Origin of the sequence: Hydrogenophaga sp. BPS33 (assembly GCF_009859475.1) — a bacterium.
Taxonomy (GTDB): Bacteria; Pseudomonadota; Gammaproteobacteria; order Burkholderiales; family Burkholderiaceae_C; genus Hydrogenophaga.
Genome location: NZ_CP044549.1, coordinates 1,463,763 through 1,478,035, shown reverse-complemented (window position 1 = coordinate 1,478,035; position 14,273 = coordinate 1,463,763). Strand labels below are relative to the sequence as shown.

Genomic DNA, 14,273 nt, shown 5'->3' with positions numbered 1-14,273 from the left:
GGTGGATTCGCTCATGGCGCGTCGGTGGGCGCGGGCGCGAACCAGCGTTCGCGCATCAGTTCGAGCATGGCCTGCGCCGCGCGACCACGGTGGCTGTTCGCGTTCTTCACCTCGGTGGGCAGTTGCGCGAAGGTCTTGCCGAAGGCTGGCAGGTACATCACCGGGTCGAAGCCGAAGCCGTTGTCACCGATGGGCTGCTGCGTGATGAGACCGGGTGCGCGGCCGCTGGCCACGAGGGGTTCGGGGTCGTCCGCGCTGCGCAGGGCCACCAGGGTGCTGACGAGCGCGGCGCGGCGGTCGCTCACGTGGGCCATCTGCTCCAGCAAGGCGCGCACATTGTTGCCGTCGCCCTTGGGGTAGCCGAACTGCGTGGCGTAGTAGGCGGTGTCCACGCCCGGCAGGCCGCCGAAGGCCTCCACGCACAGGCCGGCATCGTCGGCCAGCGCCGGCAGGCCGCTTTCGCGCGCCGCGTGGCGCGCCTTGGCCAGCGCGTTCTCGATGAAGGTGCGGTGCGGCTCAGGCGCTTCTGGAATGTTCAGGTCGGACTGCCGCACCAGCTCCACGCCCAGCGGCGCGAACAGCGCCTGCAGCTCGGCGAGCTTGCCCGGGTTGTTGGAGGCCAGCACCAGCTTCATTTATGTCAACCCCAGCGCCTGGCGCTGCAATGCCACGAGTTCGCCAATGCCTTTTTCGGCCAGGCCCAGCAGCGTGTTCATTTCGCTGCGCGTGAAGGCCGCGCCTTCGGCCGTGCCCTGCACTTCCACGAAGTGTCCGGCGCCGGTCATGACCACGTTCATGTCGGTGTCGCAGGCGGCGTCTTCCACGTACTCCAGGTCGAGCAAGGCCTGCCCATTCAGAATGCCGACCGAGATCGCGGCCACGTGGTCCTTGATCGGCGAGGCGGTGAGCTTGCCGGCGGCCAAGAGCTTGGACACCGCGTCGTGCGCCGCCACGAAGGCCCCGGTGATGCTCGCGGTACGCGTGCCGCCATCGGCCTGCAGCACGTCGCAATCGAGCGCGATCGTGCGCTCGCCCAGCGCCTTCAGGTCGAACACGGCACGCAGCGAGCGGCCGATCAGGCGCTGGATTTCCTGCGTGCGCCCACTCTGTTTGCCTTTGGCGGCCTCGCGGTCGCTGCGCGTGTGGGTGGCGCGCGGCAACATGCCGTATTCGGCCGTCACCCAGCCTTCGCCGCTGCCGCGCTTGTGCGGTGGCACTTTTTCTTCCACCGATGCGGTGCACAGCACCAAGGTGCGGCCGAATTCGATCAACACCGAGCCTTCGGCGTGGATGGTGTAGTCGCGGGTGATGCGCACGGCGCGCAAAGCATCGGCGGCCCGTTGGCCGGGTCGGTTCGTATCGCTCATGGGAAACCTCAGAAGAAATTCAGGAGTTGCGTTCGGCCGTGCGGCGGATCGCGGCATTGATCTCGGCGATCGATCGCTCGATGGCCGCGTCGTCCATGTCTTCCATGGTCGGATCGGGCACGCCCGACTGGATGGTGGATTGGAACACGCCGTCCTCGATGTCGTCCGTCGTCACGCGCGTGGACTGGAATTCGTCGGCCGTCTCCCACTCCATCGCGAGCACGGTCACGTTGTCGCAACGCGGCCCGCCCCGCTTGAGGGCCATTTCCACCAACTCGGGCACCGCCTGTTCGAGCGGCCGCTTGGACAGCTCGGACGTGATTTCCTCATCGCTCACCGTGCCCCACAGGCCGTCCGAGCACAGCAGCACGCGGTCGCCCTGCATCAGGTGCACCGGGCCGGACAGATCGAACACCGGCTTGGCGGGTGAGCCCAGGCAGGTGAACAGAATATTGCGGTTGATGTGATCGGTGGAGCGCCCCAGGTGCTGTTGCTGCTCCATGTAGGAATGGTCGCGCGTGCGCGTGAGCATTTCGCCTTGGCGCACGACATACAGTCGCGAATCACCGCAGTGCACCCAATGCACGTGGCCACGTTCCATCACCGCAGCCACCAGCGTGGTGCGCGGCGTATCGAGCATGCCCTTTTCGGCGGCGTAGCGAATGATCTGGTGGTGCGCCGCCATCAGCGCGCTGGAAAGAAACTCGGGCACCTCGCGCACCGTGGGGTTCGCGGCCTTCTGGAAGTAGGCCGAGAAGGTCTGCAGCGCCAATTGCGCGGCCATTGCGCCTTCGGGGTGTCCGCCCATGCCGTCGGCGAGCACGAAGAGGCCCGACTCACGCGTATAGACATAGCCCATACGGTCTTCGTTGCGCTCGCGGCCTCCCTGGCGGCTGATCTGGTAGACCGAAAACTTCATCGAAATTTGGTCGCGGCGTTGGTGGACTTGCGCAAGGACTTCTTGTTGTCCGAGACGATGTTGTCGAACTGCAGCCGCATTTTTTCGGCCACGGTGAGCTTGGTGTAGCTGCGCTCGGTTTCGCGGCTCAGCTCTTTCTGCAGCGCGAACACCGATTGCGGACGCGACAACGGGTCCAGTGACATGCACCACTCGACCACCTCGATGAGGTTGTCGGAGTAGACGCCGCGCAAGCGCGAAAGCGCCAGCGAGAGCCGGTCTTTCTCCAGGCGCTGCGGCGCGTCGTTGGGCGGGTAGCCCTGCATGCTGGCGTAGATGCAGGCGCCGATGGCGTAGATGTCGGTCCACGGCCCCATGGACGAGTCGCGCCGGTACATCTCGGGTGCGGCAAAGCCGGGTGTGTACATCGGGCGGATGAAGTTGCCTTCCTTGCTCAGCACTTCGCGCGCGGCGCCGAAGTCGATCAGCACCGAGCGGTTGTCGTCCGTCACGAAGATGTTGGCCGGCTTGATGTCCAGGTGCAGCATCTTGTGCTGGTGCACGATGCGCAGGCCGCGCAGCACTTCGTCGTACAGAGAGCGGATGGTGGACTCGCGGAACACCTTCTGTTTCTTGAGCTCGCGCGCGGTGATGATGAACTCCTGCAGGGAGGCGCCCTCCAGGAAGTTCATCACCATGTAGACGGTTTCGTTCTCGCGGAAGAAGTTGAGCACGCTCACCACCGACTGGTGGGAAATCTGCGCCAGCGCGCGCCCTTCTTCGAAGAAGCTTTTGAGACCCAGGCGGTACAGCGAAAGCTTTTCCGGTTGCACCTGGGGCAGCAATTCACCGGGGCCTCGCGAGGCGAGCGACGAAGGCAGGTATTCCTTGACCGCCACTTGCTGGCCTTCGGTATCCACCGCCAGGTACACCACGCCAAAACCGCCGGCAGCCAGCTTGCGAACAATGCGGTAACCACCGATCACGGTGTCCGGGGGCAGCGGGGCGGGTTTGACCTTTGACATAATTCGGCTGGATTCCGGAACGCCTTGTTTTGGACCACTCACTCACCCAGATTGGGGCAAAGTCCATGGCAGTTTACAGCATGACCGGTTACGCGACGGCCCACTCCAGCGGGTCTTCGGCACCGGCCGGCACCGAGTCCAGCCGCGAACAGCGCGGTGGCGTCGGCATTGAAATCCGCTCGGTCAACAGCCGATTCCTTGACCTCGTTTTCAAGCTTCCCGACGACCTTCGGGCCGCCGAACCGGCGCTGCGCGACATGCTGGGCGCGCGCCTGAAACGCGGCAAGGTGGAGGTGCGTGCCTGGGTCGAGGGCCGCAACGACGCCCTGCCCCGCCCGCCCAGCGCCCTGGACCTGCAGAAGCTCGTCGGCCTGCAAGACAACGTACGGGCCTGGCTGCCCACGGCCGCGCCACTCTCGGTGGCCGATATCCTGCAGCTCACCTCGCGCCAGCAAGGCGTGGCGGGCGAGTTCAACGACACCTTGCTGAGCACCGCGCAAACCGCGCTGGAAGGCCTGAGCACGGCCCGCGAGCGCGAAGGCAAACGGCTGGCGGCCATGCTGCTGGACCGGCTGGGCCAGCTGCGCGAACTGGCGAAGACCGCGCAGCCCTTGATCCCGCAGTTGGTCGCGCAGCAACGCCAGCGCTTCCTGGACCGTTGGAACGAAGCCTTGAGCGCGGGCACACCCGGAGCGACCACGGGAACCACCGTGTCGGCCGAATCCGCTCAGGACCGGGCCCTCACGGAAGCGACCGCGTTTGCCATCCGCATCGATGTGGCCGAAGAACTTACGCGCCTGGACTCGCACCTGACCGAGATCGAGCGGCTGCTGAAAAAAGGCGCCGAAGTCGGCAAGCGGCTGGACTTCCTGATCCAGGAGTTGCACCGCGAAGCCAACACCCTGGGCTCCAAATCGTCCAACCTGGAGCTCACGCGGATCTCGGTGGACATGAAGGTGCTCATCGAGCAGATGCGCGAGCAGGTCCAGAACATCGAGTAAGCATGGAATATCCCGGAAATCTGTTTGTCGTCGCCGCCCCCAGTGGGGCGGGCAAGTCCAGTCTCGTCAAGGCGCTCATGGAGCTCGACTCGCGCGTGGTGCCGTCGGTCTCGCACACCACGCGAGCCCCTCGCGGCCAGGAGTTGCACGGACGCGAGTACTACTTTGTCAGCAACGAGACCTTCGACCAGATGGTCGTTCAAAGCGCGTTCCTGGAGTGGGCCAAGGTGCACGGCAACCGCTACGGCACCTCCAAAACCGCCATCGAGCAGCGCATGGCCCAAGGGGCGGATGTGGTGCTGGAGATCGACTACCAGGGCGCCATCCAGGTCAAGCGCATCTTTCCCAACGCGGTGCTGATCTTCATTCTTCCGCCCAGCTGGGAGGAGTTGCGCTCGCGCCTGGAGCGCCGCGCCGAAGACGCCCCCGAGATCATCGAGCTGCGCCTGAAGAATGCGGCGGCCGAGATGTCGTCTGCCCGGGAATTCGACTTCGTTATAATCAACGAGTTGTTCGAGCGGGCCCTGTTTGATCTCAAGGCCATCGTCCACGCCCAGCGGCTCAAGTTTGCCGCCCAGCGTATCGCCCGCGGCGATACCTTCAAGGCGCTCAACATTCTTTGATCCACCGCATATTTCCAAAGGCACGCCCATGGCCCGCATCACCGTCGAAGATTGTCTGGAACAGATTCCCAACCGCTTTCAGCTGGTGCTGGCCGCGACCTACCGCGCGCGCATGCTCAGCCAGGGACACGCGCCCAAGATCGAAAGCAAGAACAAGCCCGGCGTGACCGCCCTGCGTGAAATCGCGGAGGGCAAAGTCGGCCTGGAAATGCTCAAGAAGGTCCCCCTCTGAACTTGGGCAGAGCCCTCGGGCACAAAAGAACACCGCATCGCGGTGTTTTTTTTTGCCCATGGCGATCGGTGCGCCGCGCAGGCTTATACGCGCCTGCAACGAGGGGATGCGCTCACGCGCTAAAGTAGCAGGATGAGCACCGAGGTTGACAACGGCACCCTTCAGCCTTCCACGCAGCAGGCACACCCGGCCGCGAGCGCCGCTGCGGCCAGTTTTGCCGCGCTCCTGGGCAAGCTCGACTACCTGAGCCCGGCCGACATCGAAAGCATCCGCCAGGCCTACCGCTTTGCCGACGAGGCGCACCTGGGCCAGTTGCGCAAGAACGGTGACCCCTACATCACCCACCCGATCGCGGTCGCTGCCCAGTGCGCCGAATGGAAGCTCGACGCCCAGGCCCTGATGGCGGCCTTGATGCACGACGCCATCGAAGATTGCGGCGTCACCAAGGAAGACCTGGTCCAGCGGTTCGGATCGCCGGTCGCCGATCTGGTCGATGGGCTGACCAAGCTGGAAAAGCTCGAGTTCGACACCCGCGAACAGAACCAGGCCGAGTCGTTCCGCAAGATGCTGCTGGCCATGGCCAAGGACGTGCGCGTCATCCTGATCAAACTGGCCGACCGCACGCATAACATGCGCACCATGGGCGACATGCCCCGCTCGAAGTGGAAGCGCATCAGCAGCGAAACGCTGGAAATCTATGCGCCCATCGCGCACCGCCTGGGCCTGAACTTCACCTACCGCGAACTGCAGGACCTGGCGTTCCGCTTCCTGCATCCCTGGCGCTACGAGGTGCTGTCCAAGGCCTCGAACAAATCGCGCAGCCGCCGGCGCGACCTCATTGCGCGCGTGCAGCGCGAGGTGGAGGCCGATTTCGTGCGCCACGGCATGAGCGTGCGCATCATGGGACGGGAGAAGACGCTGTACTCCATCTACCGCAAGATGGACAGCAAGCACCTCTCGTTCTCGCAGGTCACCGACATCTACGGCTTTCGCATCATCGTTCCCGAGTTGAGCGACTGCTACACCGGCCTGGGCGTGCTGCACCAACTCTACAAGCCCTTGCCCGGCAAGTTTCGCGACTACGTGGCGATTCCGAAGGTCAACGGCTATCAATCGCTGCACACGACGCTGATCGGGCCTTTCGGCACCAACATCGAATTCCAGTTGCGCACCCATTCGATGGACGTGGTGGCCGAATCGGGCGTCGCGGCGCACTGGCTGTACAAGGCCAGCGATCCCGACAGCGACACGTCGCAACGCCTGGGCACGCAGTGGCTGCAGTCCCTTCTGGACATTCAGCAGGAGACGCACGACGCCGCCGAATTCTGGGACCACATCAAGATCGACCTCTTTCCCGATGCGGTCTACGTGTTCACGCCCAAGAGCAAGATCATGGCGCTGCCGCGCGGCGCCACGGTGATGGACTTCGCCTACGCCATCCACAGTGACGTGGGCAACCACACGGTCTCGGCCCGCATCAACGGCGAACAGCGCCCGCTGCGCACCGAACTGGCCAATGGCGACGTGGTGGAGATCGTCACCGCCGAGAAGGCCGAGCCGAACCCGACCTGGCTGTCCTTCGTCAAGACCGGGCGCGCGCGCTCCAAGATCCGGCACCACCTGAAAACCGCCGCGCAGGAGAAGTCGCACGACCTGGGCGAGCGCATGCTCAGCCAGGCCTTGCGCTCCGAGGGCATTGCCACGCTGCCGGCGGAAGACGGCCCGTACCAGGCGTCCTGGGAAAAACTGCTGCGTTTCACCGGCAACAAGACGCGCGACGAACTGCTCGCCGACATCGGCATGGGCAAGCGCATCGCCAACATGGTGGGCAAGAAGCTGGCCGTGCTGCTGGCCGAGACGGGTCTCAAGCCCGATGCCGTGCTCATCAGCACCGAGCGCTATGGCAGTGGGCACAACGAATCGGTGTCGCAAGGCGTGGTCACCCTGGACGGCAGCGAAGGCTCCTCGGTGCAGTACGCGCCGTGCTGCAAGCCGATTCCAGGCGATCGCATCGTGGGTTACCTGGGCCGGGGCGAAGGCCTGGTGGTGCACGCGGACGATTGCCCGACCGGCAAGCGCCTGCGCTTGCGCGACGGCGAGCGTTTCCTGGAAGTCGAATGGGCCGACGAGCCGGTGCGCCAGTTCGACACCACCGTCGTGGTCACGGTCACCAACGGCAAGGGCGTGCTTGCGCGGGTGGCCGCCAGCATCGCGGCGGCCGAGGCCGACATCACCCACGTGGACATGGGCGATGAACCCGCGCAGACCGCGACCGACATCCGCTTCCTGGTGGCGGTGCGCGACCGCCAGCACCTGGCCGATGTGTTGCGCAACCTCAAGCGCACCACCTCGGTGATCAAGGCGCAGCGCTACAAACCCTGAGACTCAGCAGGGTCCGGATAGTCCACCGACAACACCTCGAGGTCCTGAGCCCCGCCGGGGACCATGAGGCGCACCACGTCTCCCACACGGGCCTTGAGCAGGGCGCGCGCCACCGGCGACACCCAGCTGATCTGGCCCTGGGCGCTATCGGCTTCGTCCACACCCAGAATGGTGACGGTGGTTTCCTCACCCTCGTGGTCGGCATAGGTCACGGTGGCACCGAAGAAGACCTGGTCGCCACCGAAATGCAGCGACGTGTCCACGACTTCGGCGATCTCCATGCGCCGGGTGAGAAAGCGGATGCGGCGATCGATCTCGCGCAGGCGCTTCTTGCCGTACAGGTAGTCACCGTTCTCGGAACGGTCGCCATTGCTGGCAGCCCAGTGCACGATCTCGACGATCTTGGGACGTTCGTCGTCGATCAGCCCCAGCAGCTCGCTGCGCAGGCGCTGGTAGCCCGCACGGGTGATGTAGTTCTTGCCTCCGGGTACTGGCGCTGCGGCGGGCGCGCCCTCACCCTCGTCGTCATCGGTGTCGCTCTCTCGTGTGAATGCCTTGCTCATGGGGTCTACTGTGCCAGTTCGGCGGCGCCGCAGTGCGCCAGAAAGTCGGTTGTCGCGCGCGCCAGCCGCTTGCCCCGGTGCAACACGACGGCCAACTGGCGGCTCGCCTTGGGCAGGCGGGTGCGCAACACCACCAGGCGGCCATCCGCCACGCTCTGCTCGACCGCCTGCCGCGACAGGCAGCCCAGCGCGTCGCTGGTGGCCACCACGCGCTTGATGGCCTCGGTGCTGCCCAACTCGAAGCCCACGTGCACCTGCCCCAGGTGGCTCAGCAGCCATTTGTCCGCCACCTGGCGCGTGCCCGAACCGGGTTCGCGCATCACCCAGGTGGCCTCGGCCAGCTGGCGCAGCGTCGCGCGCTGCCGCGCCAAGGGATGGCCTGGCGCGGCGACCACCACCATCTCGTCGGCCAGCCAGGGCCGCACCACCAGGTCGGCGTGCGTCTGAGACCCTTCCACGAAACCGACATCGACCTCCAGCGCGGCCACCGCCTCCACCACTTCGCTGGTGTTGCAGATGCGCAGCTGGATCTGGCTGCGCGGGTGGAGTTGCGTCCACTGCGACACCAGGTCGGGCAGCAGGTATTCGCCGATGGTGAAGCTCGCGGCCACGCGCATGGGAGCGGCGTGTTCGTCGGAATACAGGGTCTGCACTTCGGTCGCCTGTTCGATCAGGGCCTGCGCCCTGGGCAACAGCGCCCGCCCGTTTTCATTGAGCTGCAGGCGACGGCCGATGCGGTCGAACAACTCGACACCGAGCGCGCCCTCCAGCTCGGCCAACGCGGTACTGGCCGCGGACTGCGAGCGTGCAATGCGGTGGGCCGCGGCGCGGGTGCTGCCCGCGTGCGCCATGGCCAGAAAGACCTCCAGCTGGCGCAGCGTCAGGCGCAGTCTGGCGTTGGTCTGGCCCATTGAATGATTGGTTTTATCGATCATTTCGACCGATATTAGTCGCTTTTTTCTTTTACGACATCGTCCTACGATCTGGTCATCGACACGCCATGCCCCACGGCGCAATCCACAAGAAAAGAGAGCTTCGTGCAAACCCCGTCCTCACCCGCCCCCACCGCAGACCCGAGCCGATGGATCGCTTGGCGTCAGCAGGCGCAGCGGCTGATCCCGGGGACGGCCCTGTCCTGCGTGATGGCCATGGCGGCCACACTGGTCACCACCCTGTACGGCGGCCCCCCGTTTCTGTACGCGCTCTTCGTGGGCATTGCCTTTCACTACCTCAGCCACGATGCCAAGACGCGCCCCGGCGTGGAGTTCTGTTCGCGAGCCGTGCTGCGCCTGGGCGTCGGGCTGCTGGGCGCGCGCATCACGGCCGACCAGATCGCCAGCCTGGGCTGGAGCACCGCCGCCATTGTCATCGGCGCGGTCGTGACCACGCTGCTGTGCGGCGTGCTGCTGGGCCGCGCGCTGGGCCTGGGCCGCGCGCAGTCGGTGCTCTCCGGCGGTGCGGTGGCCATCTGCGGGGCCTCCGCCGCGCTGGCCATCTCGGCCGTCCTGCCGCGCGACAAGGACAGCGAACGCTTCACCCTCATGGTCGTCGTGACCGTGACCGTCCTGTCGACCGTGGCGATGGTGCTCTACCCGCTGATCGCCAAACTGCTCGGCCTGCCGCCCGAGATGGCCGGCCTGTTCCTGGGCGGCTCGATCCACGACGTGGCGCAGGTGGTGGGCGCGGGCTACACGCTGGGACCGGTCGCGGGCGACCACGCCACCATCGTCAAACTGTTCCGGGTATCGATGCTGGCCATCGTGGTGGTCATCGTGTCCGTGCTGTTCAAGCGCGAGCGCGAGGCCAGCGCCAGCGAGCCGTCGAAGAGCGGCCCGCCGCTGGTGCCCTGGTTCCTGTGGGTGTTCGTGGCGCTGGTCATCCTCAATTCCGTGGGCGCCGTGCCCGCGTCCGTGGCCAGCGGCCTCAACGACGTTTCCCGTGCCTGCCTCATCATCGCCATCGCGGCGCTCGGGATGAAAACCTCGTTCGAACAACTCGCCACCACCGGCTGGAAGCCCATGGCCTTGCTGGTGGTCGAAACCCTGTGGATGGCGGGATTCGTCCTCGCCATCATCCTGATGCGTTCCTGATCCTCAAGACTTCAAGAGAGGGTGTTGGCCAACTCGGGCACAGCGGTGAACAGGTCGGCCTCCAGGCCGTAGTCGGCCACCGAGAAGATCGGTGCTTCCGGGTCCTTGTTGATCGCCACGATCACCTTGCTGTCCTTCATGCCCGCCAGATGCTGGATGGCACCGGAGATGCCGGCGGCGATGTAGAGCTGCGGCGCCACGATCTTGCCGGTCTGGCCCACTTGCAAGTCGTTGGGCGCATAGCCCGCGTCCACCGCAGCGCGGCTGGCACCGATGGCCGCACCGAGCTTGTCGGCCAAGGGCGTCATCACTTCGTTGAACTTCTCGCTGCTGCCCAGCGCACGGCCACCGGAGACGATGATCTTCGCGGCGGTGAGTTCGGGGCGGTCGTTCTTGGCGATCTCGCTGCCCAAGAAGGAGCTCTTGCCTTCGCCCAGTGCGGCCGTGGCGGTTTCCACCGCCGCGCTGCCACCGCTGGCCGCGGCCGGGTCGAAGCCGGTCGTCCGCACCGTGATCACCTTCTTCTCGTCGGTGGCCTGCACCGTGGCGATGGCGTTGCCCGCGTAGATCGGGCGCTCGAAGGTGTCAGCGCTGATGACCTTGGTGATGTCGCTGACCTGCCCCACGTCCAGCGCAGCGGCCACGCGCGGGGCCACGTTCTTGCCACCGGCGGTGGCGGGGAACAGGATGTGGCTGTAGTTGCCCGCGAGGGCCAGTACCTGCGCGGCCACGTTCTCGGCCAGGCCGTGTTCGAAGCCCGGAGCGTCGGCATGGATCACCTTGGCCACGCCGGCAATGGCGGCAGCCGCTTTGGCCGCTTCGGCCGCGTGGTGCCCGGCCACGAGCACGTGCACGTCGCCACCGCATTGGGCTGCAGCGGTCACGGTGTTGAGGGTCGCCGGTTTGATGTTGGCGTTGTCGTGTTCGGCTATGACGAGTACAGACATTCAGATCACCTTCGCTTCGTTCTTGAGTTTGTCGACCAGGGTGGCCACATCGGGCACCTTGATGCCCGCACCGCGCTTGGGCGGCTCGCTCACCTTGAGCGTCTTGATGCGCGGCTTCACATCCACGCCCAGGTCTTCGGGTTTCACAACGTCCAACTGCTTCTTCTTCGCCTTCATGATGTTGGGCAGCGTCACGTAACGTGGCTCGTTCAAACGCAGGTCGGTGGTGACAACAGCCGGCAGCGTGATCGCCAGCATCTCCAGCCCGCCGTCGACTTCGCGCGTCACGTTGGCCTTGCCGTCGGCCACTTCGACCTTGCTGGCGAAGGTGGCTTGCGGCAGACCGGCCAGCGCGGCCAGCATCTGGCCCGTCTGGTTGCAATCGTCATCAATGGCTTGCTTGCCCAGGATGATGAGTTGCGGTTGTTCCTTGTCCACCAAGGCCTTCAAGAGCTTGGCCACGGCCAGCGGTTGCAGTTCTTCGGTGGTCTCCACCAGGATCGCGCGGTCCGCGCCAATGGCCATCGCCGTGCGCAGCGTTTCCTGGCATTGCGCCACGCCGCAGGAAACGGCGATCACCTCGGTCACCACGCCCTTCTCCTTCAGACGCACCGCCTCTTCGACCGCAATCTCGTCGAACGGGTTCATGCTCATCTTGACGTTGGCGATGTCCACACCGCTGCCGTCGCTCTTCACGCGCACCTTGACGTTGTAGTCCACCACGCGTTTGACGGGGACGAGAACTTTCATGAAAGGATCTTTCCTGGTTGAGAAGTGGAAGGGAGTGTGAGCACACCGCGCTGCTGCAATTGCTGCAACTGCGCGTCGCTCATCGAAAGCAGTTGCTGCAACACCTCGCGGGTGCCTTCGCCCAGCGTGGGGGGTGCGCTGCGGATGGGCAGGCGCTGGCCATCCAGGCGGTACGGCGGCGCAAACACCGGGGTGCTGCCCGCCACGGGGTGCGGCATGTCCCGCACCAGGCCGCCACGGCGCGTGCGCTCGCTGGTCAGGGCCTCGTGCAGGCCGGCCACCTTGCCGCAGGGAATGCCCGTGGCCGTCATGCGCTGCAGCAACACATCGCGCTCGAACGTGCGCAGCAGCGCGGTCAGCAAAGGCAGCAGTTCGTGCCGGTGGCGGGAGCGCGCCACGTTGGTGGAAAAGCGCGGATCGTCGGCAATGTCCGCGCGCCCGATTACCTGGCGGCAGAACTTGTCGAACTGCGCGTTGTTGCCCACCGCGATGATCAAGGGGCCGTCCGCCGCTTCGAACATGCCATACGGCACGATCGAGGGATGGGCGTTTCCAAAGCGCGCCGGATCGTGGCCCAACTGCAATGCGTCCAGCCCGTAGTAACCCGTGACCGACAGGCCGCAGTCGTACAAGGCCATTTCGATCAGCCGGCCCTTGCCTGTGCGTTCGCGGCGGAACAGCGCGGCCAGCACGGCCTGCGCCGCGTACATGCCGGTGATGAGGTCCACCACGGCCACGCCGAATTTCAGCGGCGGCCGATCGGCCTCGCCGTTGAGCGCCATGAGGCCGGCCTCGCCCTGGATCACCAGGTCGTAACCCGGCCGGCTGGCCTCGGGACCGCTGGTGTCGTAACCGGCCACGGCGCAATAGACCAGGTCGGGGCGCAAGGCCCTGAGCTGTTCGTAGCCCACACCCAGCTTCTCGGCGCCGCCGGTCTTGAAGTTGTGCAGCACCACATCGCACTGCGGCAACAGGTCGTGCACGATCTGCAGACCTTCGGGCGTCTGCAGGTCCAGCGTGACCGAGCGCTTGTTGCGGTTCATGCCGTTGAAGTAGGTGGTCTCGGTCTGGCCGATGCGCATGCCCCAGTCGCGCGTATCGTCGCCCCGAGCCGGGTGCTCCACCTTGATGACCTCCGCGCCGAAATCGGCCAGCACCTGGCCGCACATCGGCCCGGCGAACACGCGCGAGAGGTCGAGCACGCGCACGCCGTCGAGCGGGAAGTCGATGCCGTCGTGGTGCGTATCGGTGAGGGTCATGCCAATGCCCCGTGGCCCAGCGCCATGTAGCGCGCCAGGTGGTGGTCTTCGTCACCGAGTTGGTGGTCGATCATCACCAGGCGCTTGGCATAGTGCGACAAGGGCAGCTCCCAGGTCATGCCGATGCCGCCGTGCAATTGCAGGCTCTCTTCGGCCACCCGCGCGCCGATGCGCCCGATGGTGAACTTGGCCGCCGACAAGGCGCGCTCGCGCACCACGCGCTCGGCGTCCATGGCGGCGGCGGCATTGATGACCGCCGATCGCGACTGTTCCACTTCGAGCAGCACGTCGGCCATGCGGTGCTGCAGTGCCTGGAAGCTGCCGATGGGCACGCCGAACTGCTTGCGCGTGCGCAGGTATTCCAGCGTGTCGCGTTTGGCCACATCCATCGCACCCAGCGCTTCGGCGCACAGCGCCAGCACGCCCCACCCCACGGCGCCTTCGAGCACCGGCAAGCCGTGGCCTTCGGCGCCCAGCAAGGCCTGCGCACCCACTTGCACCTGGTTCAGCGCGATGTCGGCCACGCCACCGCCGTCGATGCGGCCACTGCCCTGGCGCACCACACCGGCGGCGTCGGCGGGCACGAGGAACATCGAGATGCCCTGCGCGCTGTCGGCTTCGCAGCTCGTGCGCGCGGACACCAGCAGCCACTGGGCCTGCATGCCTTGCAACACCACGGCTTTGGCGCCGGTGAGGGTCCACCCCTGCGCATGGCGCTTGGCGCGGGTGTTCACGCGCGAGAGCTCGTGGTGCGCGCCGGGTTCGTCGTGCGCCAACGCGGCGGTGGCGCTGCCCTCGATCAGTTGGGCGATGAGCGCCTTCTGCGCCTCGGTGCCTGCCGCGCTCAGCGCGCGCCCGACCATGAGTGCGCCCAGGAACGGTTCGACCACCAGGCCACGCCCCAGGGACTCGAACACCACGGCAATGTCGAATCCCGCGCCACCCAGGCCGCCGTCGGCCTCGGGAAACAGCGCCGCGATGGCGCCGAGTTCGGCGAGCTGGCCCCACAGTTCGGGCGACATGCCCACCTCACCGTAGGCGATGGCGTTGCGCTGGTCGAAGCCGCAACGGTCGGCCACGAAGCGGTCCAGGGTGTCCGCCAGCATGCGGCGGTCTTCGGTGTGTTCAAAGTTCAT

At 65.9% G+C, this 14,273-nt stretch carries 15 protein-coding genes; 5 read left to right on the top strand and 10 right to left on the bottom strand.

From position 1 onward, the window contains the following. Window positions 1-11: 11 nt before the first annotated feature. From rdgB to F9K07_RS06945, 4 genes are read right to left on the bottom strand one after another with little or no spacing between them, the layout of a single operon-like run. Window positions 12-635 carry an RdgB/HAM1 family non-canonical purine NTP pyrophosphatase gene (gene rdgB / locus F9K07_RS06960; protein WP_159590706.1) on the bottom strand — a complete coding sequence of 208 codons (624 nt, stop codon included), beginning with the start codon at window positions 633-635 and terminating at the stop codon, window positions 12-14. Continuing rightward, window positions 636-1,367: a ribonuclease PH gene (gene rph, locus F9K07_RS06955; protein ID WP_159590704.1), complete on the bottom strand. Its 732-nt coding sequence runs from the start codon at window positions 1,365-1,367 to the stop codon at window positions 636-638. It lies immediately after the preceding gene. Between the two features lie 19 nt (window positions 1,368-1,386). Next, window positions 1,387-2,286, bottom strand: a complete 900-nt coding sequence (locus F9K07_RS06950) for a PP2C family protein-serine/threonine phosphatase (RefSeq protein WP_159590702.1) — start codon at window positions 2,284-2,286, stop codon at window positions 1,387-1,389. Further along, window positions 2,283-3,290 (bottom strand): serine/threonine protein kinase, encoded by a 1,008-nt coding sequence (locus F9K07_RS06945; RefSeq protein WP_066268004.1) that lies wholly within the window; start codon window positions 3,288-3,290, stop codon window positions 2,283-2,285. The genes F9K07_RS06950 and F9K07_RS06945 overlap by 4 nt, the downstream gene beginning before the upstream one ends. Window positions 3,291-3,355: 65 nt before the next feature. Here F9K07_RS06945 and F9K07_RS06940 point away from each other — a divergent pair, with 65 nt between their 5' ends. The 4 genes from F9K07_RS06940 (at window position 3,356) to F9K07_RS06925 (ending at window position 7,528) form a co-directional block, all read left to right on the top strand. After that, entirely contained in the window at window positions 3,356-4,291 is a 936-nt protein-coding gene (locus F9K07_RS06940; protein WP_159590700.1) for a YicC/YloC family endoribonuclease, read from the top strand. Window positions 4,292-4,293: 2 nt separating this feature from the next. Beyond that, entirely contained in the window at window positions 4,294-4,914 is a 621-nt protein-coding gene (gmk, locus tag F9K07_RS06935; protein ID WP_159590698.1) for a guanylate kinase, read from the top strand. Window positions 4,915-4,942: 28 nt separating this feature from the next. Further along, on the top strand, window positions 4,943-5,146 hold the full coding sequence (gene rpoZ, locus F9K07_RS06930; RefSeq protein WP_137922257.1) for a DNA-directed RNA polymerase subunit omega: 204 nt from the start codon (window positions 4,943-4,945) through the stop codon (window positions 5,144-5,146). A gap of 132 nt (window positions 5,147-5,278) precedes the next feature. Continuing rightward, window positions 5,279-7,528 (top strand): RelA/SpoT family protein, encoded by a 2,250-nt coding sequence (locus tag F9K07_RS06925; protein ID WP_159590696.1) that lies wholly within the window; start codon window positions 5,279-5,281, stop codon window positions 7,526-7,528. Here F9K07_RS06925 and greB read toward each other — a convergent pair. Next, window positions 7,516-8,091, bottom strand: coding sequence for a transcription elongation factor GreB (gene greB, locus F9K07_RS06920; protein ID WP_159590694.1), 576 nt, complete (start codon window positions 8,089-8,091; stop codon window positions 7,516-7,518). The two genes, F9K07_RS06925 and greB, sit on opposite strands and share 13 nt — an antisense overlap. 5 nt (window positions 8,092-8,096) lie before the next feature. Further along, entirely contained in the window at window positions 8,097-9,026 is a 930-nt protein-coding gene (locus tag F9K07_RS06915) for a LysR family transcriptional regulator (protein ID WP_159590692.1), read from the bottom strand. 150 nt (window positions 9,027-9,176) lie between these two features. Here F9K07_RS06915 and F9K07_RS06910 point away from each other — a divergent pair, with 150 nt between their 5' ends. Next, the gene (locus F9K07_RS06910) at window positions 9,177-10,181 is read left to right on the top strand and encodes a YeiH family protein (RefSeq protein ID WP_268894758.1); all 1,005 of its coding nucleotides are present in this window, start codon (window positions 9,177-9,179) and stop codon (window positions 10,179-10,181) included. Between the two features lie 11 nt (window positions 10,182-10,192). Here F9K07_RS06910 and F9K07_RS06905 read toward each other — a convergent pair whose 3' ends face one another. The 4 genes from F9K07_RS06905 to F9K07_RS06890 are packed head-to-tail and all read right to left on the bottom strand — an operon-like array spanning window position 10,193 to window position 14,273. Continuing rightward, window positions 10,193-11,128: an electron transfer flavoprotein subunit alpha/FixB family protein gene (locus F9K07_RS06905; protein ID WP_159590690.1), complete on the bottom strand. Its 936-nt coding sequence runs from the start codon at window positions 11,126-11,128 to the stop codon at window positions 10,193-10,195. After that, the gene (locus F9K07_RS06900; RefSeq protein WP_159590688.1) at window positions 11,129-11,878 is read right to left on the bottom strand and encodes an electron transfer flavoprotein subunit beta/FixA family protein; all 750 of its coding nucleotides are present in this window, start codon (window positions 11,876-11,878) and stop codon (window positions 11,129-11,131) included. Further along, complete coding sequence (locus F9K07_RS06895; protein WP_159590686.1) at window positions 11,875-13,137, bottom strand: CaiB/BaiF CoA transferase family protein; 1,263 nt, start codon at window positions 13,135-13,137, stop codon at window positions 11,875-11,877. The genes F9K07_RS06900 and F9K07_RS06895 overlap by 4 nt, the downstream gene beginning before the upstream one ends. Next, window positions 13,134-14,273, bottom strand: coding sequence for an acyl-CoA dehydrogenase family protein (locus tag F9K07_RS06890; RefSeq protein WP_159590684.1), 1,140 nt, complete (start codon window positions 14,271-14,273; stop codon window positions 13,134-13,136). The genes F9K07_RS06895 and F9K07_RS06890 overlap by 4 nt, the downstream gene beginning before the upstream one ends.